This is a genomic window from Blastococcus sp. SYSU DS0533 (assembly GCF_054050775.1).
This window is the reverse complement of the sequence record NZ_JBJGZZ010000017.1, coordinates 61,749-88,175: the sequence shown is the minus strand read 5'-3', so window position 1 is coordinate 88,175 and position 26,427 is coordinate 61,749. Positions and strand designations below refer to the sequence as shown.

The 26,427-nt window shown below is 76.4% G+C and carries 26 protein-coding genes; 10 read left to right on the top strand and 16 right to left on the bottom strand.

Annotation, left to right across the window (positions count from 1 at the left end; all coding sequences use genetic code 11):
* The first annotated feature begins 434 nt into the window (after positions 1–434).
* On the top strand, positions 435–1,898 hold the full coding sequence (locus ACI79W_RS17365) for a hypothetical protein (RefSeq protein WP_456563335.1): 1,464 nt from the start codon (positions 435–437) through the stop codon (positions 1,896–1,898).
* A 139-nt stretch (positions 1,899–2,037) separates the two neighbouring features.
* A complete protein-coding gene (locus ACI79W_RS17360) occupies positions 2,038–2,988 on the top strand; it encodes an SAM-dependent methyltransferase (protein WP_456563338.1) in 951 nt (316 codons plus the stop codon).
* Positions 2,989–2,998: 10 nt separating this feature from the next.
* Here the strand turns inward: ACI79W_RS17360 and ACI79W_RS17355 are convergent, their stop codons facing one another.
* The 3 genes from ACI79W_RS17355 to ACI79W_RS17345 form a co-directional block, all read right to left on the bottom strand.
* Positions 2,999–4,501: a phytoene desaturase family protein gene (locus ACI79W_RS17355; protein ID WP_456563334.1), complete on the bottom strand. Its 1,503-nt coding sequence runs from the start codon at positions 4,499–4,501 to the stop codon at positions 2,999–3,001.
* A gap of 38 nt (positions 4,502–4,539) precedes the next feature.
* Complete coding sequence (locus ACI79W_RS17350; RefSeq protein WP_456563333.1) at positions 4,540–6,198, bottom strand: SpoIIE family protein phosphatase; 1,659 nt, start codon at positions 6,196–6,198, stop codon at positions 4,540–4,542.
* A gap of 134 nt (positions 6,199–6,332) precedes the next feature.
* Complete coding sequence (locus ACI79W_RS17345; protein WP_456563332.1) at positions 6,333–7,451, bottom strand: spore photoproduct lyase family protein; 1,119 nt, start codon at positions 7,449–7,451, stop codon at positions 6,333–6,335.
* A gap of 52 nt (positions 7,452–7,503) precedes the next feature.
* Here ACI79W_RS17345 and ACI79W_RS17340 point away from each other — a divergent pair, with 52 nt between their 5' ends.
* Positions 7,504–8,280 carry a LamB/YcsF family protein gene (locus tag ACI79W_RS17340; RefSeq protein WP_456563331.1) on the top strand — a complete coding sequence of 259 codons (777 nt, stop codon included), beginning with the start codon at positions 7,504–7,506 and terminating at the stop codon, positions 8,278–8,280.
* Between the two features lie 4 nt (positions 8,281–8,284).
* On the opposite strand, the gene ACI79W_RS17335 is transcribed toward ACI79W_RS17340, so the two are convergent.
* From ACI79W_RS17335 to ACI79W_RS17320, 4 genes are all read right to left on the bottom strand, one after another.
* On the bottom strand, positions 8,285–9,013 hold the full coding sequence (locus ACI79W_RS17335; RefSeq protein ID WP_456563330.1) for a GAF domain-containing protein: 729 nt from the start codon (positions 9,011–9,013) through the stop codon (positions 8,285–8,287).
* A gap of 107 nt (positions 9,014–9,120) precedes the next feature.
* Positions 9,121–9,309: a hypothetical protein gene (locus ACI79W_RS17330; RefSeq protein WP_456563329.1), complete on the bottom strand. Its 189-nt coding sequence runs from the start codon at positions 9,307–9,309 to the stop codon at positions 9,121–9,123.
* A complete protein-coding gene (locus tag ACI79W_RS17325; RefSeq protein WP_456563328.1) occupies positions 9,267–9,740 on the bottom strand; it encodes a hypothetical protein in 474 nt (157 codons plus the stop codon). The genes ACI79W_RS17330 and ACI79W_RS17325 overlap by 43 nt, the downstream gene beginning before the upstream one ends.
* Complete coding sequence (locus ACI79W_RS17320) at positions 9,737–10,942, bottom strand: PP2C family protein-serine/threonine phosphatase (RefSeq protein ID WP_456563327.1); 1,206 nt, start codon at positions 10,940–10,942, stop codon at positions 9,737–9,739. The genes ACI79W_RS17325 and ACI79W_RS17320 overlap by 4 nt, the downstream gene beginning before the upstream one ends.
* Positions 10,943–11,013: 71 nt before the next feature.
* Between ACI79W_RS17320 and ACI79W_RS17315 the strand changes: the two genes are divergently transcribed.
* Complete coding sequence (locus tag ACI79W_RS17315; protein WP_456563326.1) at positions 11,014–11,643, top strand: 5-oxoprolinase subunit B family protein; 630 nt, start codon at positions 11,014–11,016, stop codon at positions 11,641–11,643.
* Positions 11,644–12,495, top strand: coding sequence for a 5-oxoprolinase subunit C family protein (locus ACI79W_RS17310; protein ID WP_456563325.1), 852 nt, complete (start codon positions 11,644–11,646; stop codon positions 12,493–12,495).
* A gap of 138 nt (positions 12,496–12,633) precedes the next feature.
* Here the strand turns inward: ACI79W_RS17310 and ACI79W_RS17305 are convergent, their stop codons facing one another.
* The 8 genes from ACI79W_RS17305 to glgA all read right to left on the bottom strand — a co-directional run bounded on the left by ACI79W_RS17305 (position 12,634) and on the right by glgA (position 20,825).
* Entirely contained in the window at positions 12,634–13,443 is an 810-nt protein-coding gene (locus ACI79W_RS17305; RefSeq protein ID WP_456563324.1) for an ABC transporter ATP-binding protein, read from the bottom strand.
* Complete coding sequence (locus tag ACI79W_RS17300; RefSeq protein WP_456563323.1) at positions 13,440–14,537, bottom strand: FecCD family ABC transporter permease; 1,098 nt, start codon at positions 14,535–14,537, stop codon at positions 13,440–13,442. Before ACI79W_RS17300 ends, ACI79W_RS17305 begins: the two co-directional genes overlap by 4 nt.
* Before the next feature lie 14 nt (positions 14,538–14,551).
* The gene (locus tag ACI79W_RS17295; protein ID WP_456563322.1) at positions 14,552–15,529 is read right to left on the bottom strand and encodes an ABC transporter substrate-binding protein; all 978 of its coding nucleotides are present in this window, start codon (positions 15,527–15,529) and stop codon (positions 14,552–14,554) included.
* 257 nt (positions 15,530–15,786) lie between these two features.
* The gene (gene lepB, locus ACI79W_RS17290) at positions 15,787–16,356 is read right to left on the bottom strand and encodes a signal peptidase I (protein ID WP_456563321.1); all 570 of its coding nucleotides are present in this window, start codon (positions 16,354–16,356) and stop codon (positions 15,787–15,789) included.
* Positions 16,357–16,520: 164 nt separating this feature from the next.
* Positions 16,521–17,855, bottom strand: coding sequence for a sensor histidine kinase (locus ACI79W_RS17285; protein ID WP_456563320.1), 1,335 nt, complete (start codon positions 17,853–17,855; stop codon positions 16,521–16,523).
* A gap of 9 nt (positions 17,856–17,864) precedes the next feature.
* Positions 17,865–18,548, bottom strand: coding sequence for a response regulator transcription factor (locus tag ACI79W_RS17280; protein WP_456563319.1), 684 nt, complete (start codon positions 18,546–18,548; stop codon positions 17,865–17,867).
* A gap of 209 nt (positions 18,549–18,757) precedes the next feature.
* Positions 18,758–19,168, bottom strand: coding sequence for a response regulator (locus tag ACI79W_RS17275; RefSeq protein WP_456563318.1), 411 nt, complete (start codon positions 19,166–19,168; stop codon positions 18,758–18,760).
* A 478-nt stretch (positions 19,169–19,646) separates the two neighbouring features.
* A complete protein-coding gene (gene glgA / locus ACI79W_RS17270; protein WP_456563317.1) occupies positions 19,647–20,825 on the bottom strand; it encodes a glycogen synthase in 1,179 nt (392 codons plus the stop codon).
* Positions 20,826–21,005: 180 nt separating this feature from the next.
* Here glgA and glgC point away from each other — a divergent pair, with 180 nt between their 5' ends.
* Both glgC and ACI79W_RS17260 read left to right on the top strand, forming a co-directional pair.
* Positions 21,006–22,226, top strand: coding sequence for a glucose-1-phosphate adenylyltransferase (gene glgC, locus ACI79W_RS17265; protein ID WP_456563316.1), 1,221 nt, complete (start codon positions 21,006–21,008; stop codon positions 22,224–22,226).
* Positions 22,223–22,801, top strand: coding sequence for a 2'-5' RNA ligase family protein (locus tag ACI79W_RS17260; RefSeq protein ID WP_456563315.1), 579 nt, complete (start codon positions 22,223–22,225; stop codon positions 22,799–22,801). Before glgC ends, ACI79W_RS17260 begins: the two co-directional genes overlap by 4 nt.
* Here ACI79W_RS17260 and ACI79W_RS17255 read toward each other — a convergent pair.
* A complete protein-coding gene (locus tag ACI79W_RS17255) occupies positions 22,798–23,457 on the bottom strand; it encodes an O-methyltransferase (protein WP_456563314.1) in 660 nt (219 codons plus the stop codon). The genes ACI79W_RS17260 and ACI79W_RS17255 overlap by 4 nt on opposite strands.
* 196 nt (positions 23,458–23,653) lie before the next feature.
* Here ACI79W_RS17255 and sigE point away from each other — a divergent pair, with 196 nt between their 5' ends.
* The 3 genes from sigE (at position 23,654) to ACI79W_RS17240 (ending at position 26,369) form a co-directional block, all read left to right on the top strand.
* The gene (gene sigE / locus ACI79W_RS17250) at positions 23,654–24,244 is read left to right on the top strand and encodes an RNA polymerase sigma factor SigE (RefSeq protein ID WP_456563313.1); all 591 of its coding nucleotides are present in this window, start codon (positions 23,654–23,656) and stop codon (positions 24,242–24,244) included.
* Positions 24,241–24,807, top strand: a complete 567-nt coding sequence (locus ACI79W_RS17245) for an anti-sigma factor family protein (protein WP_456563312.1) — start codon at positions 24,241–24,243, stop codon at positions 24,805–24,807. The genes sigE and ACI79W_RS17245 overlap by 4 nt, the downstream gene beginning before the upstream one ends.
* A 122-nt stretch (positions 24,808–24,929) precedes the next feature.
* Positions 24,930–26,369: a S1C family serine protease gene (locus ACI79W_RS17240; protein ID WP_456563311.1), complete on the top strand. Its 1,440-nt coding sequence runs from the start codon at positions 24,930–24,932 to the stop codon at positions 26,367–26,369.
* Positions 26,370–26,427 lie beyond the last annotated feature (58 nt).

Below are 26,427 nucleotides of genomic sequence, written 5' to 3'. Positions count from 1 at the left end.
GACGGCGAACTCGCCGTCGGCCGGGGCCGGGTCGTTCTGTGGGGTCCCCGCCTATGCCGATGTTCCCGTCGGCCAGCAGCGTGGTGCCCCACAGGCCCCCGGCGACGACGAGTGAGAGGACCGACCGGCGGATCGCCGTCGCGCCCGAGCGGTGGGCCAGCTCCAGCGCCGTCGGCGAGATGTCCAGCCCAGGGCGTGCACCCCGCGGCGGGCGATGTCCGCGGCCAGCCGCCCCCGCCCGCAACCGACGTCGAGGACGGTGCCCCGGACGCGGGCGGGGAAGCGCCGGTCCACGTCGTCCGCCTCGCCCCATGGCCAAGGGGGGACGTCCTCGACCCGGTGGTGCTCGGGGCGATCCGCTCGGGAGGGTGGCCCGGACCTGCGCTGGCCCCTCCCGGAGGGGCGCGGGAAGCTGGGCGGGTGGAGGAGCGGGCATGAGCGAGGACCAGGGGATCGTGTTCCCCGCGGGGGCCGACGGCCGGCGGAGCACGGCGGCCCTGGGCCGGGCCGTCGTCGCGGACTCGCTGCGCCCCGTCGACCCCGCGGGTGCGCTGGCCGCCGAGCGGGAGACCAACTGGCGGGCGGGCTACCTGACGCACTTCCGCCGGCTGGTCGAGGCCGGCCTGCCCTCGCCCGACGCGGCGCGGTCCATCGCGGACGCCGGGCTGACCTCCCTGCACGCGCGCATGCGGGTCGCCGGGCCCGGGGGGGGAACCGGCGTCTCGGCGCTGACCACTGCGCCCGCCGGCCGCGCGCTGCGCGCGGTCGAGGTGACCGGCATCGCCGAACCCGAGCGGGAGTTGTCGCTGCCGTTCCGGGGCGGGCGGCTGCGGGGGGACGCGCTGCTGCGCCGGCTGGACGACTGGGTGGCCGGCGGGGTCGTGGAGCCCTCCTGCGCGGAGGCGGTGCGCGCGGTGGCCGCGCACCCGGAGTGGCTGTCGCTGCCGGGCCGGACCGTCGTCGTGCTGGGCGCCGGTGCGGAGATGGGGCCGCTGACCGCGCTGCTGCGCTGGGGGGCCCGCGTCGCCGGCGTGGACCTGCCCCGTGCACCGCTCTGGGAGCGGGTCCTCGACATCGCGCGGGGGGGCGCGGGCACCCTGCTGGTCCCGACGGCGGAGCCGGACGCGCAGCTCGACCCGGCGCGCGCCGGGGCGGACCTGATCGCCGAGGTGCCGGCGGTCGCCGACTGGGCGGCGGGGCTGCCGGGGGACCTCGTCCTCGGCAACTACGTCTACGCCGACGGGGCCACCAACGTACGGGTCTCGACGGCGGTGGACGTGCTCACCGTTCGCCTGACAGGGGAGCGGCCGGACCTCGCCCTGGCGTTCCTCGCGACCCCGACCGACGTCTTCGCCGTCCCCGCCGACGCGGTGGCGCAGTCGGTCGAGGCGTACGCGCGGCGCACCCGCACGGCGAAGCTGCTGGGTCGCCCGCTGCGGACGGTCTCGGGCGGCCGGCTGCTGCAGCGCGCCTACGTGCCCGGCACCGACCCGGGTGTCGCCGACAGCCTGGTGGCCCAGCAGGGGCCCAACTACGCGCTGGCCAAGCGGCTTCAGCGGTGGCGGGCCACGGCCGCGCGCGCGGCGGGCAGCACGGTCTCCATGAACGTCGCCCCGCCCACGCGCACCCGGTCGGTGGTGAAGAACCGGGCGCTGGCCGCGGCCTACGCCGGCGCGCACCGGTTCGGTGTGGAGATCTTCGAGCCGGCCACCTCGAACGTGCTCATGGCCGCGCTGCTGGTGCACGACCTGCACACCGGCGGCGGCCCGGCCCAGGAGCACCCGTGGCAGGACGAGGCGTACGAGGCGGCGCACGGCGGGCTGTGGCGCGCGGCCTACCAGCCGCGCAGCGCCCTCGGGCTGGCCGCGCTGCTCGGCTACGGCGCCGCTCGCGGCTGACCGGCGCCGGGAGTGCTGGTGCCCGCCGCGCCGGCGCGCCACAGTGGTGCCCGGCGCACCGGTGGGAGGTCCCATGCCCCAGCTGTTCAGCGCACGGACCCTGCTGACCGTCCTGCGGACCGGCAACGCCCGTGCCCGCCTGCGCGCCACGCGTGACGGGCAGGCGGCCGTCCGGCTGCACCTGGCGGCGGCCGGGCTGGCCACCGGGGTGCTCGACGCGGTCGCGACCGCGCCGGCGGGCACGCCGGAACTCGCCCGCCGCCTCGGGACGGCAGACCAGGAGTTGCTCGGCGCCTTCCTGGCGGTGCTGGCCGCGGCCGGGCTGGTCCGGGGGGACGCCGCCCGCTGGGAGCTGCCGGACGCCGGCCGGGCCGTGGTCGGCGACGACCTGGTCCGGGCCTCCTACGAGGCGTTCGCCGGCTTCCACACCGGGCTCTACCGCGACCTGGGGGAGCTCCTGGCGGGCGGGCCACGGCGGCGGGACGTCGTCGAGCAGGGCGCGGTCATCGCCCGCATCTCGGCGGCCTTCGAGCCGTTCGTCGACGACGTCCTGCGGGAGGTGGTGGCCGCGGTCTCCCCGCGGCGGGTGCTCGACGTCGGCTGCGGCGCGGGGTTGCAGCTGGCCACGGTGCTGGACGCGGCACCCCGGGCGGAGGGGGTCGGGGTGGACGTGGACGCCGACGCCGCGGCGCTCGCCCGGCGGACGCTCGAGCAGCGCGGCCTGGCGGGGCGGGCGACGATCGTGCAGGACGACGTCCGGCGGCTCGCGGGGGACCGTCCGTTCGACCTCGCCCTGCTGGCGAACGTCGTCTACTACGTCCCACGCGAGGAGCGGGCGGCGCTGCTCGCCGGCGTGGCCGCCCGGCTCGCACCGGGCGGCACCCTGCTGGTGGTCACCACGGTGGCGACGCCGCAGCTGTTCAGCCGGCACTTCGACCTGCTGCTCCGGGCGCAGGAGGGGGGCATGGCGCTGCCGTCGGTCGACGACCTCACGACCGGGTTGCTCGATGCCGGCCTCCGGCCGCGGGAGCCGCGTCGGATCGCGCCGGGGGCACCGCTCGTCGCCGTGGCGGCGGTCCGCCCTGCCTGACCGCAGGTCCTCAGGCGGGTCCGACGAGCCCGGCGACGATCTCGGCGGACAGCCCGACCAGGGGCAGCCCGCCGCCGGGGTGCGCCGATCCGCCGACCAGGAACAGCCCGGGGACGCGGGAGGCGTTGCCGGGGCGCAGGAACGCCGCACGCGAGCCGTTGCTGGAGCTGCCGTAGATCGACCCGCCGACGCTGCCGGTGTCGCGCGCGAGGTCGGCCGGCGTGCGCACCACGCGCCAGCGCAGCCGGTCCCGGACGTCGAGCCCGCGCCTGGCCATGACGTCCAGCACCCGGTCGGCGTAGCCCTCGGCCAGCCCCGGGGTGTCCCAGTCCACCCCGTGCGCCGGGTCGTGGCGGGGCGCGTTCACGAGCACGAACCACGACTCGCTGTCCGCGTCGGGCACGAGGGCGGGGTCGTCGGGCGCGCTGACGTAGACGGTGGGGTCGGCGACGGGGCAGGGCCGGCCCGGGTGGCGGCCGGTGCCGAACACGGCGTCGAACTCCGCGTCGTAGTCCCGGGGGAAGAGCACGGTGTGGTGGTCCAGCCCGGGGGTGCGGCCGCGGAGCGCCAGGAGCAGCACGAACCCCGAGAGCGACGGCGTGGCCCGGGCCAGGTCGCGCCGGACCCGTCGCGTCCGCCGGTCCGGCTCGAGCAGCCGGGTGTGTAGCGCCGCCGCGTCGACGCCCGAGACGACGACGTCAGCCGCCAGCCGCTCGCCGTCGGCCAGCTCCACGCCGGCCACCCGGCCACCGGTCACGAGGACCCGACGGACGGCGCACCCGGTGCGCAGCGCCGCACCGTGCGCGAGCGCCCGGTCCAGCACCGCCAGCCCGAGCCGGTGCAGCCCGCCGGCCACGTACCAGGAACCGAAGGCCTGCTCGGCGTACGGGACGCTCGCCAGCACCGCCGGCGCGCGCCGCGGATCGGAGCCGGAGTAGGTCGCGTAGCGGTCCAGCAGGGTGCGCAGGTGCGGGTGCCGCAGGTGCTGGCGGCCGAAAGCGCGCAGCGACTGCCAGGGCGCGATCGCGGCGACGTCGGCCGGGCGGCGGGCCAGCCGGGCCAGCGTCGTCGCACCGGCCAGCGGGGTGCGCAGGAACGGCCCGTCGCTGATCCGCCACATCGCCGCCGCCCGCTCCATGAGCCCGGCCCACTGCGCGCCGGCGCCGGCGCCCAGGGCGTCGTCGAGCGCGGCCGGGACCGCGTCGGCGTGGCCGGGCACGGTGAGCCGGGTGCCGTCGGCGAACCGGTAGCCGACGGCGGGGTCCAGCCGGACCAGGTCGACGGCGTCCTCGAGCCGGCCGCCGGTCGCGGCGAACAGGTCCCGGTACACCTGCGGCAGGGTGACCAGGCTCGGCCCGGTGTCGAAGACGTGCCCGTCGCGGGTGAACCGGCCGAGCTTCCCGCCGACGCCGGCGGCCTGCTCCACGAGGGTGACGGCGTGGCCCAGGGCCGCCAGCCGCGCCGCGGTGGCGAGGCCGCCGAGCCCGGCTCCCACGACCACCACGCGCGCCACCGGCCCACCGTAGCCAGCGCCCGCCGCGCGGACCGGTTTCAGCGTGGGACGGAGAGCGCCAGCACGGCCAGGTCGTCCGGCTCGTGACCGGAGCCGGCCAACTGCTCCTCCACCGCGGCCGACACCGCCGCCACGACGGCCTCGGCGTCGGCGACGGGCGCTCCGGCGACCACCCGCAGCAGCGCGTCCTCGCCGAACTGGCGGCCGGCGTGGTCGCGGGCCTCGGTGACGCCGTCGGTGTAGAGGACGAGGGTGGTCCCGGGCGGCAGCTCGAGGGCGGTCTCGGCCAACTCCAGGTCGGCGTCGATGCCGAGCGGGTGGCCGGCGGTCCCGATCGCGCGTGCGTCGCCGTGCGGTCCGGTCACCAGCGGCAACGGGTGACCGGCCACGCTCAGGCGGAGACGGGCACCCTGCGCGGTCGGCCGCAGGACCAGGCAGCAGGCGGTGACGAAGCGCAGCGGCGCTGTGCCCTGCTCGTGGAGCAGCGCGGCGTTGACGGCGCGCAGGATCTCCGCCGGGCTGCCGGTGGCGGCGGCGCGGGCGGTGTGCCGGGTGACCGCGGTGACAGCGGCGGCCTCGGCGCCGGTGCCGCACACGTCGGCGATCAGCACCATCCACCGCCCGTCGGGCAGCGGCATCACGTCGTAGGTGTCGCCGCCGACGAGCGCGGACTCGCCTCCTGCCCGGTAGCGCGCGGCCAGCCGGATGCCCGGGATGGATGGCAGGTGGGAGGGGAGGAGGCTGCGCTGCAGCGTGTCGGCCAGCTCGCGGACCACCGACTCCGCGCGGAGCCGCGCGAGGAACTGGCCGATCTGCCGGCCGGCGTTGGCGAGCACGTCGATGAGCTCGGGCGGCACCGGCCGCTGCATGGTGGAGAAGAGCTCGCAGACGGCGAGCAACGAGTCCCCGCTGAGCACGGGGAAGGCCACGCCGGTGCGCAGCCCGTCGTCCTTGGCTGCCTGGACCCGGATGACTCCAGCCTCGTCGAGGAAGTCCTCGACGGTGATCGGCGCGCGCCGCGCCCAGGCGTCACCGGGCATCCCCTCGCCCCGCCGGAAGGAGCGCCGGGCGGCGTCGGCCTCGAGCGCGGGCACGGCCGCGCCCGGCGCGGTCCAGGTGCCCGCGTGCACCAGCCGGGTGCCGTCGGCGTCGGGCTGCCAGAGCTGGGCGGCGTCCCAGTCCAGCTCGGTGCACAGCGTCGGGAGCAGCTGCTGGAACGCGACGTCGGCGTCGGGGGCCTCCGTCAGCGCCGCCGTCACCCGCAGCGTCGCGGCCAGGTAGCGGCTCACCGCGAACTGTCGCTCCAGCAGGATGGTGGTGCTGGCGTCCCGGAGGACGGCGACCACGAGGGCGTCCGTCCCGTCGCCCGCGGTCGGCGTCAGGCGGGACAGCGTCAGGTCCACCGGCACCTCGTGCCCGGCCGCGTGCAACGCAGGCACCCGCGTGGTCGCACCGACGAGCTTCCCTTCGCCCGTCTCGCGGTACCGCGAGAAGCCCTCGGTGTGGCCGTGGCGCAGTCGTTCGGGCATCAGGAGCTGCAGCGGGCGGCCGGTGACTGCGGCCGGCTCGTGCCCCAGCAAGCTCCTGATCGACGGGCTCGCGTAGGCGATGCGCCCCTCGTCGTCGGCGACGATCACGGTGTCCGCCATCGCGGCCAGGAGGGCGTCCGCAGGCAGCGTCGGACCTGTCCCGGGCATGGTTCCCCTTCGAGCACGAGATCCCCGACGGGCCGCTGCTTCCCGCCACCGGCCAGCAGCCTCTCACACGCGCGGTGAGCGCCTCGCCACGGATCGTCGACATGTGGGCATGTCGACACCGCGACATGTTGTCATCAGAAGGCATACCGGATGCGCAGCCACGGCGCCTCCTGGGCGACGAGCTCGCGCAGCCGCGCGACGGCCTCCCGCTTGACCCCGGCGCGGTAGCGCACGTTGTCCTGCCCGTTCTGGCTGCGCTTGGGCTCCTGCAGGTCGGGGCGCCACAGCAGCTGCTCCGCGGTGGGGTGCCAGCCGAGGTTCACCTCGTGCAGGGCCTCGTTGTGGGTCAGCATGATCACCTCGGCGGCGGCCTGCGTCTTGGCCGCGGTGCCGAGCTCGTCGTCCAGCCGGCGCAGCAGCTGCCCCCACGCCTGCTCCCAGCCCTCGCGGAGGACGACCGGGGAGAGGTTGAGGTGCACCTCGTACCCGGCCGCGACGAAGTCGTCGACGGCGGCGATGCGCTCGGCCACCCGGCTGGTGCGCACGTCGAGCACCCGCGCGTCGTCGTCGGGCATGACGGAGAAGCGGACCCGGGTCCGCCCGCGCGGGTCGAGGTCGAGGAGCTGCCGGTTGACGAACTTGGTGGCGAAGGAGGCCTTCGCCGTCGGCAGGTCGCGGAAGGTGGCCACCAGGTCGGCGACGTTGTCGCTGACCAGCGCGTCGACCGAGCAGTCGCTGTTCTCGCCGATGTCGTAGACCCAGCTGGCCGGGTCGCACTGGTCGGGCACGGTCTTGGGCCCCTGGCGGGCCACGTGCCGGCGCAGGTGCCCGGTGATCTGGTCGATGTTGGTGAAGACCGTGATGGGGTTCGCGAAGCCCTTGCGCCGGGGCACGTAGCAGTAGGCGCAGGACATCGCGCAACCGTTGGCGAGGCCGGGGGCGATGAAGTCGGCCGAGCGGCCGTTGGGCCGGGTGACCAGCCCCTTGCGGACACCCAGGACCAGCGTCTCGGTCTTCACCCGGACCCAGCGCTCGACGTTGCCGGCGTTTCCGTGCAGCTCGGGGATCCGCCAGTGCGACGGCACCTCGACCACCTCGGCGCCGGGGAAGCGGGCCAGCACCTGCCGCCCGCGCGGGGAGCCCAGGGCCGCCGGCTCGGCGTAGACGCGGCGAACCTGCAGCAGGTGGTTGGGCGGCATCGGCGCCGGCGGCGGCTCGACGTCGAAGAGCGTGAGCGGCTCGGCGGCTCCCATGCCCGGTACAGCGCCGGCGGGGCGGTCGCCATTCCGGTGCGAGACTGCCCGCGTGACCGCACCCGGCGCCCCGCGCATCGACCTCAACGCCGACCTCGGCGAGGGCTTCGGTGTGTGGTGCCTGGGCGACGACGACGCGCTGCTGGAGGTCGTGACCAGCGCCAACGTGGCCTGCGGCTTCCACGCGGGCGACCCGGTGACGATGCGCCGCGTCTGCGCCGCGGCCGTCGCCGCCGGGGTGGCGATCGGCGCCCAGGTGTCCTACCGGGACCTCGCCGGGTTCGGCCGGCGGTTCGTCGACGCGGCGCCGGACGAGCTCGCCGCCGACGTCCTGTACCAGCTCGCCGCGCTCGACGGAGTGGCCCGGGCGAGCGGGGGCCGGGTCACCTACGTCAAGCCGCACGGCGCCCTCTACAACGCCGTGGTGCACCACGCGGCGCAGGCACGCGCCGTGGTCGAGGCGGTCGCCGCCTACGATGCGGGGCTGCCCGTCCTCGGCCTGCCCGGCTCGCTCCTGCTGCGCGCGGCGGCGGACGCGGGGTTGCCGGTCGTGGCGGAGGGTTTCGCCGACCGCGGCTACGCCCCGGACGGGACGCTCGTGCCGCGGGGGTCGGCCGGGGCGCTGGTGCACGACCCAAAGGCGGTGGCCGAGCGGGCGGTGCGCATGGCCGCCGAGGGCACCGTGGTCGCCGTCGACGGCAGCGTGGTGCGGGTCGAGGTGGCCTCGGTGTGCGTGCACGGGGACACCCCGGGCGCGGTGCACCTCGCGCGATCGGTGCGGACGGCGCTGGAGGCGGCCGGGCTGCGGGTCGGGCCGTTCACCGGGTGACCGGTCAGCCGCCGGGCCGCAGGTCCTCCATCGACCGGCGGCCGTCGAGCAGGTCCGCGGCGACGGCGTCCACCGAGCGACCCGACGACCACGCGTCGGCGCGGAGCAGGGCCAGCCCCTGCGCCGGCTCGACGTCGAGGGCGACGCTCAGCTTGCCCACCGCCTCCCAGACCGCCGCCCGCAGCCGCGGTGACGGTCCCTGCAGCCACTCCGGTCCCTCCGCGGGCGTCCACGTCGACCACACCGCCGCGTCGCTGAGCGACGACGTCACCAGCTCACCCACCGCGACCGCCTCGAACACGTCGAGCGCGGCGACGTCGGCCGGCCGGGTGAAGAACAGGTCGAGCGCGCCCGGCCCGGCGGGCCCCGGGCGGAAAGGGAGGGCGACGACGGCGCGGAAGTCCGTGCCGGCCAGCAGCAGGTCGGCGAAGAGCGGCCACCGCCGCCGGAGGTCCTCCTCGACGGCGAACACCGGCTGGCCGGTGACCTCGGCGGCCGCGCAGGGTCCGTCGCCGGCGGTGAACTGCATGCGCTCGGCGCTCGCGGCATCCGGGCCGCTCGCGCCCAGCGGTATCCGCCGGCCGCTGCCGTCGACCAGGGTCAGGCCGACGCCGTCGACCCCGAGCAGGTCGGCGGAGGCCCGGCTCAGCCGCTGCGGGAGCGCCTCGGGTCCGGCCAGGGCGGGGTCGGACTGCCGGGCGAGCGCCGCCTCGAACCGCCCTCCGATGGTCACGCCCGATTGTCCGCCCGCGGACCGCGATCCACATCCCGCGATGCGTCGTCCGGCGCCGTCCCGGGCCGGTAGGTGTGGGCCGCCTCCGACGGTCGCCGGCGAGCAGGTCAGCCAGGCCGCTCCAGGTGGTCCGACAGCTCCGCGGGGTGCCCCAGCCCCTCGGCGACGAGCGGCTCGACGACCAGCAGCAGCCCGCCGAGAGGGCCAGCACGAGCAGCGCGGGGTACAGCGACAGCACGCCCGATGACCACCGTCACCACGGTGGCGGCGTCGAACAGCGCGACCTGCTCGCGCACCCGCCGGTTCCGGGGCGTTCCCACAGCTGCGCTCCCACGACGAGCGTGCCGGCGATCGCGACGACCGACCCGACCGCGACCAGCGCCAGCCGCCACGCCCCGAAGGCATCGACCAGCCGCCAGATGTCCGGGGTCGCCGGCGTGAACGCCCCGGCGGCGATCGCCGCGGTCAGCGTGCGGGACAGCCGGACCGCCAGCCGCCAGGGGCGGTTGACCTGGACGAGGCCGACGGCCGTCTCCACCGCCCGGCGCCGTCGACCCACGGCCCCGAGCGCGGGTAGCGACAGCACCCCGACGCCGTGCAGCGGGCTGGCGTGCCCGACGACCGGCCGCCGGGAGAGTCTGGAGCGGGCGTCGACGACGGGCGGGGATGCGCCGGCTGCCGTGGCGCCCCCGGCGTCCGCTGCCGGCGACGAGTGCTCCGGTGTCACAGCGCCAGCTGCTCCTCGCGTCCGGTCCGCCACTCCACCAGCACGATCGTGGCGTCGTCCTGCAGCCGGCCGGCCTGGTGCTCCATCACGCTGCGCATCAGCCGGCGGAGCGTCTCCGGCGGGGGTTCGCCGGCCGTCTCCGCCCGGACGACGAAGTCCGCGAGGCGTTCCTCTCCGAAGAACTCCCCTGCCGGCGAGCGCGCCTCGGTGATGCCGTCGGTGTGCAGGAGCACCCGGTCGCCCGGGCGGAGCTGGAGTTCGCAGGTGTGCGCGGGGCCCTGCTGGAGCCCGAGCGGGAGGGCCGGACGGCACGGGTGCGCGGGCAGGAGGACCCCGTCGCGCACGACCAGCGGGACGCCGTGCCCGGCGTTGACCCAGGACAGCCGGCCGGACTCCAGGTCGAGGCGGGTCAGCAGCGCGGTGGCGAACTGGCTGCCGGAGAACTGCCCGGCGATCGCCGCGTTCATCGCCGCCGACGTCCCGGGGAGGGACCCTCCCTGCCGGCGGGCCGACCGGTAGGCGCCGACGGCGACCGTGGCCAGCAGCGCCGCGGGCAGGCCGTGGCCCACGGCGTCGAGGACCATCAGATCGGCGACCGGGCCGCTCACGGCGTAGTCGAAGGTGTCCCCGCCGATGTCGTAGCACGGCTCCAGGGCAGCGGAGATGACGATCCGCTCGGTGCCGAACGTCAGCGGCGGGACGAGCTCCCACTGGATCTCGGCGGCCACGCTCATCGGGCGGGTGCGGCGCAGCCGGGCGAAGACGTCGCTGTAGGCGTCCCGGGTGACGCAGAGCTCGGCGACGAGCGCGGCGAAGGCCCGGCGCTCGTCGTCCTGCTCCGCCGGGGGATCGGCGTCGAACACCAGCTCCAGGACGCCGACGCGCTCGGCCCCGTCGAGGAGCGGGAGCCACAGGCGCACCGAGACGTCGTCGTGGCCCGGGGAGCGGGTCACCTCCACCCGGCGGAAGGCCAGCCCGCCGACCGACCCGTCGACGGTGAGCCGGTTGCGCGGCGGGACGCCGGTACCAGCCAGCGGGACCAGGGAGAGCTGCTCGTAGTCGGCGAGGTAGACGACGGCGGCGCGGGCGCCCAGACCCACCGCGTGCCGCGAGACAGCGGTGCCGAGCTGGTCGGCGGGGAGGTGGTGCGACGACCGCAGGAGGGACCGCAGGGGGTCCGGGGCCGCCGACGGTGAGGTCACGACCGGCCAGCATTCCACCTGGCCCGTGATCCGGCGGGCCGGGGCGGGCGCCGGTGCCCGATCATGGTGCGGTGACGGGCAGCGAGGGCGGCCACCGCGTGACCGCCTACGGCGACCGCGCGGTGCTCGTGGAGGCCGCCGACCCGGCCGACGTGCCGGGCCTGCGCGCCGCGCTGGCTGCCGCCCCGCTGACCGGGCAGGTCGACCTGGTGCCCGCCGCGCGCACCGTCCTGGTCCTGCTCGACCGGCCGGTGACCGACCGGGACCTGGCCGCGCTGCGCGGGCTGGCGCCCACCGCTCCGGACGGGGGAGCGGCGCCCGAGCCCGTGGTGCTGCCGGTGGTGTTCGACGGGCCCGACCTGGCCGAGGTCGCCCACCGCACCCGCCGGTCGGAGGAGGACGTCGTCATCGCGCTGACCGGCGCTGCGCTCACCGTGGCGTTCGGCGGATTCGCCCCCGGCTTCGGCTACCTGACCGGGCTGCCGGAGGGCCTGCACGTGCCGCGCCGGGCCACCCCGCGCACCCGGGTGCCGGCCGGATCGGTGGCCCTGGCCGGCCCCTACGCCGGCGTCTACCCCCGGGCGTCTCCCGGCGGGTGGCAGCTGGTCGGGCGCACCGACGCGGTGCTCTTCGACGTCGACCGCGACCCACCGGCGCTCCTCGCGCCCGGCCGGGCGGTCCGCTTCCGGGCGGTGGGCTGAGTGCTGACGGTGCTCACGCCCGGCCCGTTCGCCACGGTGCAGGACGCCGGCCGGGCCGGCTGGGCCTCGATCGGGGTGCCGCGCTCGGGCGCCGCCGACCGCCCGGCGGCGGCGCTGGCCAACCGGCTCGTGGGCAACGACCCGGCCGCCGCGGTGCTCGAGGCGACGGCCGGGGGGCTGCGGGTGCGCGCCGAGCGCACCCTCCTGGTGGCGGTGACCGGTGCGCCGGTGCCCGTGGTGGTCGACGGGCGGCCGGCCCCGTTCGCCGCGCCCACGACGTTGCGACCCGGCGCGCTGCTGGGGCTGGGCACACCGCGGGCGGGGCTGCGCAGCTACCTCGCGGTGCGCGGCGGCATCGACGTCCCGCCGGTGCTGGGGTCGCGCAGCACCGACACGCTGTCCGGCCTCGGCCCGGCCGCGCTGGCCGCGGGGGTACGGCTGCCGGTCGGCGGGCTGGCAGGGGAGGAGCCGGTCGTCGACGTCGCCCCGGTGGCCGCGCCGCCGCAGCGGCCGGTGCTGCGGGTCCTGCCCGGCCCTCGACGCGACTGGTTCCACGACGCCGCGTGGCCGGCCCTGCTCGTGGAGCCCTGGGCGGTCGGACGCGACAGCGACCGGGTGGGCCTGCGGCTGGCCGGGCCCGGGCTCGCGCGAACCCGCGACGACGAGCTGGCCAGCGAGGGCTTGGTGCCCGGTGCCCTCCAGGTGCCGCCCGACGGTGCCCCGGTGCTGTTCCTGGCCGACCACCCGGTCACCGGCGGCTACCCGGTGCTCGCCGTCGTCGTCACCGCGGACCAGCCGCTGGCCGCGCAGCTGCGGCCCGGGGACGTGGTGCGCTTCCGGGCGGCGCGCTGACCCGCGGGCGAGTGCTGCCGCGACCCGATCGGTGCTCCTGGGCGAGTAGCGATCTGCCCGCACCAGCGGGGCAGAGCGCTACTGCCGGCAGGCGAACTCGCACCTCCCCGTCGCCGGAGCGGCGGGGACCCGACCGGTTCAGGCTCCGCGCACCGGGAGGACGGCCGGGCCGTGCGGCCCCGGGACGATGCGCGCACGGGCGCCGTAGTGCTCCGACAGCACCGCGGCGGTGAGCACCTCCTCCGGGCTGCCCTCGGCGACCACCCGGCCCTCGGCGAGGAGCGTCAGCCGGTCGGCGTACTGCCCGGCGAGGGTGAGGTCGTGCAGCGTGCTCACCACGGTGAGCCCGTCCTGCCGCCGCAGGCGGTCGAGCAGGTCGAGCACCTGCTGGGCGTGGCCGAGGTCGAGCGCGGCGGTCGGCTCGTCGAGCAGGAGCACCCGCGGCTGCTGGGCCAGCGCCCGGGCGAGGACGGCGCGCTGCTGCTCCCCGCCGGAGAGGGTGACGACGGCTCGGTCGGCCAGCCCCTCGAGCTCCAGCCGGCCCATCACGTCGTCGACCACCTCGCGGTCGACCCGGCGCGGTGCGGCCAGCAGGGGGCGGTGCGGGGTGCGCCCCAGCAGGACGTAGTCCCGCGTGCTGACGCCCTCGGGCAGCACCGGCAGCTGCGGGGCGTAGGCGAGCAGCCGGGCGCGGTCGCGCCGCGGCATGCCGGCCAGCGGCAGGCCGTCGATGCGCACCTGCCCCCCGTGCGGGTGCAGGCCCAGCACCGAGCGCAGCAGCGTGGACTTGCCCGACCCGTTGGGGCCGATGACGCCCAGCCAGCCGCCGGCGGCCACGGTGAAGCGGACGGCGGAGAGCACCGGACGCCGTCCGTAGCCGGCATCCAGGCCGACCACCTCCACCCGCGCGCCGCCGCCCGGCTGCTGTGCGGGAGCTCGTCCGCTCATCGTCGCCGCGCCCCCGCCCACAGCAGGCCGGCGAAGAACGGGGCGCCGACGAACGCGGTCACGACCCCGAGGGGCAGCTCCGCGGGGGAGAGGACGGTGCGGGCCAGCAGGTCGGCGAGCACGAGGAACGCTCCGCCCGCCAGCAGGGACACCGGGAGGACCCGGGCGTTCGCGGCCCCGACCAGCCGCCGCACGATGTGCGGCACGACCAGGCCGACGAAGCCGATCAGCCCGCTGACCGCGACGGCGGAGGCGGTCGCGAGCGAGGCGGCCACCACCACCAGGAGCCGCAGCCGGCCGGGGTGCACACCGAGCGAACGTGCCTCATCGTCACCCACGGCAAGCACGTCCAGCGGACGGGCGCACACCAGCAGCGTGCCCACCGCCACCCCGAGGTAGGGCAGCACCAGGCCCACGTCGGACCACTGGGCGCCGCCCAGGTGCCCCAGCAGCCAGCCGTAGATCTCGCGCAGGTCGTCGGTGTTCTGCTGCTGCACCAGCGTCTGCGCCGCCGCCAGGAACGCGGCGACGGCGATGCCGGCGAGGAGCAGCGATGCGCTCTGCGAGCCGCCGGCCACGTGCCCGAGGGCGAGGGCGCAGCCCACCCCGACGAGCGCGCCGACGAAGGCGGCCAGCGGCACGACCCCGACCGGGCCGACCTGCTGGCCGGGCGCGTAGGCGATCACCAGCGTCGCGCCGAGGCCGGCTCCGGCCGCGGCACCGAGCAGGTAGGGGTCGGCGAGCGGGTTCCGGAACACACCCTGGTAGGCGGCACCGGAGACCGCCAGCCCGGCGCCCACCAGCACCGCGAGCGCCACGCGCGGCAGGCGCAGCTCCAGCAGGACCGCCGCGCGGGTCCCCTCCAGGGCACCCGGGACGTCGAGGCCGAGCGGCGTCAGTGCGCGGTCGAGCAGGGTGGCGACGACCGCGCCCGGTGGCAGCGGCACCGCGCCGACCCACACCCCGGCCAGGACCGCCGCCACCAGGGCGACGGCCGTGCCGGTGCCGGCGAGGAACGCCGAGCGCCGCGACCGCACGGCACCCGGGCCGGCCGGGGTGCGGCCGGGCCGGGTGCCGGGGGCTGCGGTGCTCATGCCGGGGGAGGCCCTCAGCCCTGCAGGGCCTCGGCGACGGTCTCGGCGAAGTCCGCGACGCGCGGGCCCCAGCGGGACGCGACGTCGTCGTCGGCCTCCACGACCCGGCCGTCGACGACCGCCGGGACGCTGCCGAACCCCGGCCGCTGGGCCACCGTCTCCGCGCTCTGGCCGCAGCACCTGGTGTCGGCCAGCACGATGATCTCCGGTGCCTGGTCGACGACGTACTCGGCCGACAGCTGCGGGTACCCACCGCTGGCGTCCGCCGCGCCGTCGGCGATGTTCTCCAGCCCGAACATGCTGTAGATGCTGCCGATGAACGTGCTGCTGTCCGCGGAGTAGAGCTCCGGGCCGAGCTCGTGGAACACCCGCCGGCCGGCGGCGTCGGCGGGGACGGAGTCCACGGCGGCCTGGATGCGGTCGCGCACGTCGGCCACGACCTCGTCGGCCTCCTCCGGGTGGCCGGTGGCCTCGCCGAGCAGCTCGATCTGCGCGTACGTGTCGTCGAGGTCCTCGGCGGCCTCGAGCAGCAGCACCGGCACGTCGAGGGTCTCCAGGGCGTCGACGATCCCGTTGGTGTCGTTGCTGAGCACCACCAGGTCGGGGTCGTACCCGGCGATGGCCTCGGCGTTCGGGGTGAACGCCGACAGCTCCGTCGTCGGGGCTCCCGCCGGGTAGTTGGAGTTGTCGTCGGCGGCCTCGACCTGGTCACCGGCGCCGATGGCGAAGAGCATCTCCGTCGCCGTGGCGGACATGGACACGATGTCCTCGGGGCGCTGCTCGAGGGTCACCTCGCCGTTGTCGGCGGTGACCGTCACCGGGAAGCCGCCCGCGGCCGACGACGCGGCCGGCTCCCCGGCGGCCGTGCCGGACGACCCGCCGCAGGCGGTCAGGACGAGGAGGGGAGCGGCCAGCAGGCCGACGAGGGCGGTGGAGCGCCGCCCGGGGGCGGGCGTGGTCGACCGCGGAGCGCGGGGGGAAGTGCCGGGCAAGAGGGCCTCCACGGGAGGCGGCGAGCGTCGTCGCCCGAGCTGGCCCGACGCTCGATGCGCGACCCCTGCCGCGAGGGTCGGATGCACGGCGCAGGACAGGCGATCTGGCTCGGCCGCGGGGAGAGGCCTTCACAGTTGCGGGACAGCGCCGGGTTCCCACCGGACTTCACTGCCGCTGCACCGCCGGCGCACGAGCCGGCGGGCAGAAAGGTACCAGCGCCGGCGGCCCCGGCCGTCCGAACGCGGGGCCGGACGGGTCAGCAGGGCGCGGTCGGCACCGTCCGCGGGTGCGGCCAGGCCGTGGCGAGGACCACCCCGCGGAGCCGCGACTCGTCGACCGGTCCGAAGGCGCGGGAGTCGATGGACCCCTCGCGCTCGTCGCCGAGCAGGAACACCGACCCCTCGGGCACGCGGACCGGCCCGAACCACACGCCGTCCTGGCGCTCCGGATCGCTCCAGGGCTCGCAGACGGCCGCGCCGTCCACCACCAGGACGCCGTCCTCCACGGCGACGGACTCCCCGCCGAACGCCACGACCCGCTTGACCAGCGGGGCACTGCCCGGGTGCTGCGGGTCCGCGACCACGACGTCCCAGCGGTCCACCGACACCGGCCACCGGAGGACCAGCGCCAGGTCGCCCACGTCCATCGTCGGCGCCATGCTCCCGGACGAGACCCGCACCAGCTGGACCGGGAACAGCCCCAGCACGGAGAGCACGAGGCAGACCAGGAAGCCGGCGCCGAGGCGGACCCCCAGGGAGGAGCGTCCCCGGACCGGGGCGCGCGGCGCCGCGTGCCGGCCTACCGGGCGTGGGGAGCGCTCAGCCACGGCGCCCGTGCCCGGTGACGTCCATGCCGGCTGCTCCCGTCCACCGCCGCTGTCCGCGCGGTGGGGCCACGGTGCCCCGCGGCCCCCTGCGGTCGGCAGCCGCGCCCTGGGGCATCGGGAGACCCCCGATCCGGGGGGTCCCGGGATCCGGGCGGACGGGTGCGTCACCCCACGTGGTCGACGGGCAGGTGGACGGCGATGCAGGCCCCGCCGCCCGGTCGTTCGCCGATCTCCAGCCGGCCGCCCAACGCGGCGACGCGGTCGGCCATCAGCTTCAGCCCCAGGTGCCCCTCGGGGCTGCCGCGGTGGTCCGGGCCGAAGCCCACGCCGTCGTCGGCCACCTCGAGCCGGACCGTCGTCTGCCGCCCGGAGCCCTCCGCCTCCAGCGTCACCCAGACGCAGGAGGCCTGGGCGTGGTGCACCACGTTGGCCAGCGTCTCCTTGGCGGAGCGGTAGAGGGTCGCGGCCTGCTGGGGGCCCAGCGGCGGCAGCGGACCGGTCCGCACGTCGACGGTCAGGCCCTGCTCCTGCAGCGGGAGGGCCAGGTCGTCCAGGGCCCGCGGGAGCCCGTCGGCCGAGAGGTCCGGGGGGTAGACGTCGAGCATGACGCGGCGCAGCGAGGCGACGGCGGTCCGCACCACGCCCGCCAGCCGGTCCACCATGGCCTGCCGCTCCTCGGGGACGCTCTTGCGCAGCGCGCTGAGGGCGTAGCTGACGCCGGCCAGGTCCTGGACGGGTCCGTCGTGCAGGTCGGCGGCGATGGCCCGGCGCTCGCGCTCGGACGATTCGAGGGCGGCGTCGGCGAGGGCGGCGCGCTCGGCATCGTTCCGCCGGACCCGCCTGGCCAGGGACGCGGCGATGGGGAACTGGACCGCCTGCAGCAGCACGAGACCGCCCAGCGCCATCGGCAGGATCTCCCCGCGCAGGCGGGAGGCCTGCCGGTCGATCACGGCGTAGTCGTAGTAGATCTCGAGCACCAGGTTGGCGCCGCTGTCCGACAGCGGGGCGTAGACCTCCAGGGCCGGGCCGGCCGGCGTCCCCTCGTAGCTCGCGTCGGGTGTGTCGTCGATCTCGGCGACCACGCTGCCGGCGAGCGCGGCACGCAGTTCGTCGCTCAGCGGTTCCTGCACGCCGATCAGCTCGCGCTCGCTGGAGTAGATGACCCGGCCCTGGTCGTCCCAGACGACGACCGAGTCGATCGAGGGGTCCCGGAGGCGGTTGGCGACGGCGCGTTCGAACTCGATCCGGTCGGCCACCGTGCCGTTCAGGTAGCCCGGGACCAGGGGCCCGAGCGCCACGGTCGAGATCCGTCTCGTGGTCCGCTCCACCTCGTCCAGGGCGTTCGACCGGGCGATGCGCTCGCTGATGAGCACGGTGGCGGTCGACACGGCGACGAGCGCCAGGATGGCGGCGACGGAGAAGAAGGTCAGTTCCCGTCCGATCCGCGATGCGGGTCGGCGGCGGTACCACGCTCGGTGGTACGGGTCCTCAGCGGTCATCCTCCGCGTTCAGCGCTCGCGGGAGGCCGGCAGGAGCCCGACCTCCTGGGCCTTGATCACGGCCTCCAGCTGCGACCGGACGCCGAGCTTGGTGTGCAGGGACTTGACGTAGCCCCGGCACGTCTCGACGGTGATGCCCAGCAGCCGGGCGATCCCCTTGACCTGCATGCCGCGGCCCAGGCAGTCCAGCACCTCCTTCTCCCGCCGGGTGAGCACCGGAGGAGCGGCGGCGCGGACGGCGGGCGCCGACTGGCCGCCACCGGTGAAGGCGGACGGCGCGACCAGCATCTGCCCCAGCCGGACGCGGGAGAGGACGTCGATCATCTCGTCCAGCGAACCGTTCTTCGGGATGTAGGCCGAGGCGCCGGCCTGGGCGGCGCGGACCACCCAGGTGGGGTCGCAGTGGCCGGTGACGACCGCGACGATGGTCGCGGGCGCCACCTCCCGGATCTGGCGGGTGGCGGTCAGCCCGTCCTGCCGCGGCATCTCGATGTCCATGATCACGATGTCGGGGCGCAGGTCCCGCGCCATGGCGACGGCCTGGGCGGCGGAGGTGGCGGTGCCGATCGGCTCCATGCCCGCCGATCGCAGGGCCCCGGCGAGCAGTTCGGCGAAGGTGCGGTGGTCGTCGACGACCAGGATGCGTGCCGCGTCGACGCGGGCAGGACGGTCGGACAAGGCCGTGAGCGGCACGGTCGACTCCCCAGTTGCCGTGGCCTCCCGGGAGGGAGACTCTCCGTTGACGGGAGTATGCGGATGGCCAGGCCCTTGTGATACGGCAAAGGCCCGTACCGGGACCTTGGTCCTCACCCTGTGGGCTTGATCACCGTCGCGCCCTCGCGCTGAGTCGCCGCCGCACTGCGCTGCGTTTCAGCCTGAGAGGCGCGAACTCGCGCCCGTCCTCAGGAGCGAGGCCCTCCGCAGGCCGCCCTCTCGGGCCAGGCGCTGCCCCCCTCGGCGACGGTGCGGATGTGGTCGGTGAGGGCGTCGGAGTCCTCCCCCTTGGCGAGGAAGCCGGCCGCACCGAGCGCCCTGGCCTCCGCCATCAGGCCGGTACCGACCGTGCCGGTCAGCAGGACGATCTTGACGTCGGGGCACTCCTCGCGCAGCTGCGCGGCGGCCTCCAACCCGGTCATCCGGGGCATCACGTGGTCCAGGAGGGCGACGTGCGGGCGGGTCGACCGCGCGGCCGGCAGGACCTCGTCCCCGTCGGAGCAGGCGGCCACCACCGCGATGTCGGTGGTGGACTCGAAGAGGTCCATCAGTGCGAGCCGGACTCCCGTGTGGTCGTCGGCGATGAGCAGGCGGATCACGTGCACCCCTGTTCTGAGGCGGCGGCCGGGGGCACCGGTTGTTCCGGCGCGGCGCGGCAGTGGGTGGTGGCCGGGTGGCAGTGTGCTTTCCCCATCGCATGGGCGCCAACCGGGCTCCGGCGTGCCCCCGTGCTGCGGGCGGTCGCGGAGTGGTCGGACCCGACCGGGCGGCGGTCCGCTGCGGGGACGCGGCAGGGGCGACGAAGTCCCTGCCGGGGCGGCGCACCCGGGGGTGTGGGCGGGCGGCAGGGGGACGGCCGCGCCGGGGCGGCCTCGGACCGGGTCAGGGCGGCGAGGGGCCCGGCGGGGAGTCGGTGCGGAGTTGCATGCGGTCTCCTGGGTAGGAGGTCCCGGCGCCCCTCCGGCGGGGGCGGGACCATGCGGAGAGTCTCGACGCGCCGGGGGGTGGCGGACAGCCGAGGGGTGGGGAGTGCGTGCCCCCAATGTGAGGGGCCTCTCATCCCCGCCTCCGTCCAGGTCAGCTGCGCGCGGCGATGACCTGCGCGTAGACGTCCACGGTCTGCTGGGCGATCGCCCCCCAGCCGAAGTCCGCGACGACCCGCTCGCGGCCCGCGGCGCCCATGGCGGCGGCGCGGGCCGGATCGGCCAGCAGCTCACCCGTCCGGGCGGCCAGACCGGCGGCGAACCCGGCCGGGTCCGTCTCGTCGTAGGGCACCAGCAGGCCGGTGCGGCCGTCGTCGACGACCTCCGGGATGCCGCCGACCGCGCTGGCCACGACGGCGGTGCCGCAGGCGGCGGCCTCGAGGTTCACGATGCCCAGCGGCTCGTAGACCGACGGGCAGACGAACACCGTCGCGCCCGTGATCAGCGGGACGAGCTGCTCGCGCGGCAGCATCTCCTCGATCCACACCACGCCGTCGCGGCGGGTCTGGAGGTCGGCGACCGCGTCGGCGACCTGCTGGCGCTCGGCCGGGGTGTCGGCGGCACCCGCGCAGAGCACCAGACCCGCGTCCGCCGGCAGCTGGTCGGCCGCGGCCAGCAGGTGCGCCAGCCCCTTCTGCCGGGTGATCCGCCCGACGAAGAGCGCGTACGGCCGGTCGGGGTCCACGCCGAGCCGGCGGACGACGTCGGGCGCGTGCACCGGCCGGTAGGCCTGCGCGTCGACGCCGTTGCGGACCACGTGCACCCGGGCCGGGTCCAGCTCGGGGTAGACGGCCAGCACGTCCTCGCGCATGCCCGAGCTCACGGCGACGACCGCGTCCGCAGCAAGGTAGGCGGTGCGCTCGGCCCACGAGGACAGCCGGTAGCCACCACCGAGCTGTTCGGCCTTCCACGGCCGCCGCGGCTCCAGCGAGTGCGCCGTCACCACGTGGGGGACGCCGTGCACCAGCGAGGCGAGCAGGCCGGCGGTGTTGGCGTACCAGGTGTGGCTGTGCACCAGGTCGACGTCGGTGAGCGCGGCGGCGATGCCGACGTCGACCCCCACCGCCTGCAGCGCTCCGTTGGCGCCGGCGAGCGTGGCGGGGACGGCGTGGGCGGTCGCGTCCGGGCGCTCTCCGCCGAAGCAGTGGACGTCGACGTCGACGCCCTTCCCGCCCGGCAGCGCGCGCAGGGCCGCCACCAGGTGCTCGACGTGAACCCCCGCGCCGCCGTAGACGTCCGGCGGCCACTCTCGCGTGACGATCCCGATGCGCACGGCGACACCCTAGAAGGACCTCGTCCTCCCCACCCTTCGCAGGCCCAGGGCGGGCCCCTGGACGAGGCCGTTCCATCCGGTCACCGGCTCGAGAGGGGTGCCTGCCGGCGGGTCACCCGTTCGGACCGGGGTGTGGGGGCGCGTGCGGCGGGACAGCGGCCCAGCGGCTACGTTGCGGACATGCGCGGCGGTCCTCGGGTTCTCGGCATCGTCCTGGCGGGCGGTGAGGGGAAGCGGCTGGCTCCGCTGACCCAGGACCGCGCGAAGCCGGCCGTCCCCTTCGGGGGCAACTACCGGCTCGTCGACTTCGTGCTCTCCAACCTCGTCAACGGCGACATCCGGCACATCGCCGTCCTCACCCAGTACAAGAGCCACAGCCTCGACCGGCACATCACCCAGACCTGGCGGATGTCCAGCCTGCTGGGCAACTACGTCACCCCGGTCCCGGCCCAGCAGCGGCTCGGCCCGCGCTGGTACACCGGCAGCGCGGACGCGATCTTCCAGAGCCTGAACCTGATCTACGACGATCGCCCGGACGTCGTGGTCGTCTTCGGGGCCGACCACGTGTACCGGATGGACCCGGCCCAGATGGTGGACCAGCACCTGCAGACGGGTGCGGGCGTCACCATCGCCGGGCTGCGGGTGCCGCGGCGGGACGCGACGGAGTTCGGCGTCATCGACTCCGACGCCGAGGGGAAGGTGCGGGGCTTCCTGGAGAAGCCCGCCGACCCGCCGGGGCTGCCGGACTCGCCCGAGGAGAGCTTCGCCTCCATGGGCAACTACGTCTTCACCACCGACGCCCTGCTGGAGGCGCTGCGCGCCGACGCGGAGGACGCCGACTCGGTGCACGACATGGGTGGCTCGATCATGCCGATGCTCGCCGAGGCGGGGGAGGCGTGGGTCTACGACTTCTCCACCAACGTGGTGCCGGGGGCGACCGAGCGCGACCAGGGCTACTGGCGCGATGTCGGGACGATCGACTCGTACTACGACGCACACATGGACCTCGTGTCGGTGTCGCCGGTGTTCAACCTCTACAACGACCGGTGGCCGATCTACACGCTGCCGCCGCAACGCCCGCCGGCGAAGTTCGTGCTCGGCGGGCGCGCCGAGGAGTCGATGGTGAGCGCCGGGGCCATCATCGGCGGCGGCTCGGTGCACAACTCGGTGGTCTCCCCGGGAGTGCGCGTGGAGCGCGGCGCGCGGGTCGAGGACAGCGTGATCATGGATGGCGCGTACATCGGCGAGGGAGCGCACGTCCGCCGGGCCATCCTCGACAAGAACGTGGTGGTGCCGGCCGGGGGGCGGATCGGCGTCGACCACGAGCTGGACCGGGAGCGCTACCACGTCAGCGCCGGCGGCATCACGGTTCTCGGCAAGGGCATCCGCGCCTACCTGTGAGCGAGCACCACCCCGGCCCGCGCCCGCACCGGACCGCGCCGGCGGACGGGGTGCCCGCGGCGGCGGGGCCGGCGCCCCTGGTGGTGACCCTCCTGCTCGACGAGGGGGACCAGGCGGCGTTCGACCGGTTGAGGGCCGAGCACTTCCCGCCGGAGCGCAACTGGCTCCAGGCGCACGTGACGCTGTTCCACGCGCTGCCGGGGGAGGACCTGGCGGCCGTGCGGCGCGACGTCCTCGAGGCCGCCGACCGGCGGGCCTTCGACGTGGCGGTGGTCGGGCTGCGGTTGCTCGGCCGCGGGGTGGCCTACGAGCTCCGGTCCGCCGAGCTGGCCGCGGTGCACGCCGACCTGGCCGCCCGGTGGGCCCCGTGGCTGACCCGCCAGGACCGCCAGCGGTTCCAGCCGCACGTCACGGTGCAGAACAAGGTGGACCCCGCTGTGGCCCGGGGTCTGCACGAACGGCTGCTCGCCGGCTTCGCACCCTGGACGGTGCGCGCCCGCGGGCTGGGCCTGTGGCGCTACCTCGGCGGGCCCTGGTCCCCCGTGCTGGCGGCGCCGTTCCGGGGCGCTGGTTAGCCGCGCCGGGTCGCGACCAGGAGGCCCGTGCCGATCGGCAGGACCGCGGGCAGCAGCGTCTCGTCGTCGCGGATGGTCCGGGCGATCTCGCGCCAGGCCACCGACTGCGGGTCCCGTGCGGTGCGGTCGGCGACCCGGCCGCCCTCCAGCAGCCCGTGGAACGTGAGCGTGCCGCCGATCCGCACCAGGGCGAGCAGCCCGGCGAGGTGCTCGGAGTACTCGCGGGGCGGGCCGGCGCAGCAGACCATGTCGTAGCCGCCGGGCGAGAGCCGGGGGAGGACCTCGCCGGGCGTGCCGAAGATCATCCGCGCCCGGCCGGCGGGCACCTTGGCCTCGGCGAGCGCGGCGCGCGCGGCGCGCAACTGCTCCGGGTCGCCGTCGAGCGCGGTGAGCACCCCGTCGGGCCGCATCCCGCGCAGCAGCCACAGCGCGGCCAGCCCGCCGCCGCTGCCGATCGAGACCACCGAGCGGGCGCCGCTCGTGGCGGCCAGCACGGCCAGCGTGGCCCCCACCGGTGGCTCCACCGGGGTGGGGCCCGGGAGGAAGTGCGCGCGGCGCCGGGCGGCCACCATCTCTGGCGACTCGGCGGCGAAGCGGTCGGCGTAGGCGGCGCCCGGGTCGGTGCCGCCCGCGGGCGGCGGCTGATCGGCGCTCATCACCGGCCGAGGGTAGTGGCCCGGGGGCCCGTGCCCGTGCGCGCGGCCGCACCTGTGCGTCTCCTGGGAGTCACGGTGCGCGGGAACACGGGTGTGCCCACCGCCCGTTGATCAGGACGTGCGCCTGATGCGAGCCGTGCCCCGACCCGCCGACTCCGGGGAGGTCGTGGGCGGTCCCGTCTGCGATCCTGGTGGCGTGCCCGAGGCCACCACCCCGACGCCCGCCGCTGCCGCGGCGGAGCAGGAGGCCTGGGTCGCACCCAGCTGGGAGCAGGTCGTCCGGGACCACTCCGCCCGGGTGTACCGGCTCGCCTACCGCCTGTCGGGCAACCCGCAGGACGCCGAGGACCTGACGCAGGAGACCTTCGTCCGGGTGTTCCGCTCGCTCGCCGACTACTCGCCCGGCACCTTCGAGGGCTGGCTGCACCGCATCACCACCAACCTCTTCCTGGACATGGTCCGCCGCCGGCAGCGGATCCGGTTCGACGCCCTGCCCGAGGACACCGAGCGGCTGCCGGGCCGGGCCCCGAGCCCCGAGCAGGTCTACGCCGACACGCACCTCGACCCGCAGGTGCAGGCCGCCCTCGACGCCCTCTCGCCGGAGTTCCGGGTGGCCGTCGTCCTGTGCGACATCGAGGGGCTCACCTACGAGGAGATCGCCGCCACGCTGGGGATCAAGCTCGGTACCGTGCGCAGCCGCATCCACCGCGGCCGGGTGCAGCTGCGCGAGGCGCTGGCCCACCTGGCCCCGCGCCGGCCGGGTATCGCCGGGGAGGTCGGGGCATGAGCATCCCGGAGAGCCACCTGGCCCAGGAGGCGATCGCCGCGCTGGTCGACGGCGAGCTCTCCGCCGGCCCGGCCGGCCGGGCCGCGCGCCACCTGGCCGGCTGCGCCTCCTGCCGGATGGCCGTGGCCGCGCAGCGGGAGGCCAAGGACGCCCTGCACGACTCCTCCGACGTGGCGATGCCCGGCGACCTGATGTCGCGGCTGTGCGCCATCCCCTTCACCGCCGAGGTGCCGGGTTCCGCCGGCCCCGGGGCCATGAGCGCCTCGGCCGGCGAGCTGACCGTCACGGGGAGCTCGGGTGCCTTCTCCCTCGACCTCACCGAGGGGGCCCGGCGCCGCGGCTCAGCGGGTGCGCGCTGGTTCCGCCGGGGGGTCGCCGGGACGATCGTCGGCCTGGGCGCGGGTGTGACGGCGCTCGCGCTCACCCTGCCCGGCGACACCGGCCGCGCCCCCGTGGCCGACCCCGTCCAGCCCCAGCAGCAGACCGAGGTGGCGCCTCCGGTGCTGCGCACGGTCACCGTCGGCAGCCCCGGCGGGCTCGGCGCCCCGGGCGGCACCCCCTGAGCAGCACCCGGCACGACCCGCCAGCGGAACCGGGGCCCACCGACGCCGCCGCGTACGCGCGTCCCGACGGGCAGTCCGGGGCCTTCGACGAGGCGACGGCGCCCCGGCTCGAGGCCCGCCCGGTGCACGCCCCCCGGCCCACCGCCGCCCAGGCGGGCGCCTTCGGCCGTCCCGAACGGGTCGCGGGCAGCTTCGCCGACGACCGCCCGCCGCCTGCGCCGCGCCCGGTCCCGCCTCCGCCGCCCGAGGCGCTGCTGCGCGCCTTCGGCCCCCCGGCCCCCGGTCGGAGCGGGCTGGAGGAGCCCCCCGGAGGACGTCCCGGCCGGCGGCGCACCGCCACCGGCCCGTGGTGGAAGGCCGACGCCCGCGTCGACCCCTGGCGCGATCCGGCGTCCCCGGCGGGGCTCGGCCCGCCCGCGGTCTACGACGACGAGGACGGCCAGCCCGGCCCGCTCGTCATCGATCCGCAGGGACGCCGCAAGGTGCGGCTGCGCGACCTGTCGGTGCGCCTCACCACGCTGGTCGTGCTCGGTCTCCTGGTCGTCGGCATCCTCGGCGGGGGCGTGGGCTGGTACCTGACCCGCACCGCGGACGAGGCGCCGCTGTTCACCCCGGGCACGACCCTGGCCCAGGTCGAACCGCGCGGCACCGGTGAGCGGAGCCCCGTCTCCGACATCGCCGAGGCCGTCATCCCGGCCGTCGTCTCCATCGAGGTGCGCGTCGGCCAGGCGGGTGCGACCGGCTCAGGTGTCGTCATCGACGGCGACAACGGCTACATCGTCACGAACAACCACGTCATCTCCGGCGCCGACGGCGTCGAGGGCGCCGAGATCCGGGCGGTCTTCTCCGACGGCAGCGGGTCGGCCGCGCGCATCGTCGGCCGCGACCCGGCCAGCGACCTCGCCGTCATCAAGGTGGAGAAGCCGGGTCTGGTGACGGCGGCGCTCGGCCGTTCCGGTGACGTCGTGGTGGGCGACCCCGTCGTGGCGATCGGCTCGCCGCTGGGGCTGGCGGGCACGGTCACCAGCGGGATCGTCAGCGCGCTGGACCGCCCGGTGCGCCTCTCCGGCGAGGGCACCGACACCAACGCGGTGATCAGCGCCGTCCAGACCGACGCCCCGATCAACCCCGGCAACTCCGGCGGGGCGCTGGTCGACGCGACCGGCGCCCTCGTCGGCATCAACACCGCGATCGCCTCGACCGGGGCCGGCGGCTCGATCGGTCTGGGGTTCGCCATCCCGGTCGACACGATGAAGCGGATCGTCGAGCAGCTCATCGCGACCGGCTCGGCCGTGCACGCCACGCTGGGGGTCAACGCCCGCTCGGTCACCGACGGCACCCGGGACGGCGCGCTGGTCCTCAACGTCGAGCCGGGCAGCCCCGCGGCCCGGGCGGGCATCCGCGAGGAGGACGTCATCATCGCCGTCGACGAGACGCCGGTCGGCAGCTCCGAGGAGCTCTCCGTGGCGGTCGACGCCCGTCAGCCCGGCGACGTCGTCGTGGTGGAACTGGTCCGCGGGGGCAGTTCGCGCACGGTGGAGGCGACGCTCGGGGCCGCGTAGCCCCGGAAGACGGCTACGCTGACCCCGGCAGCGCTGGCGGTCGGAAGGACGAGGAGCC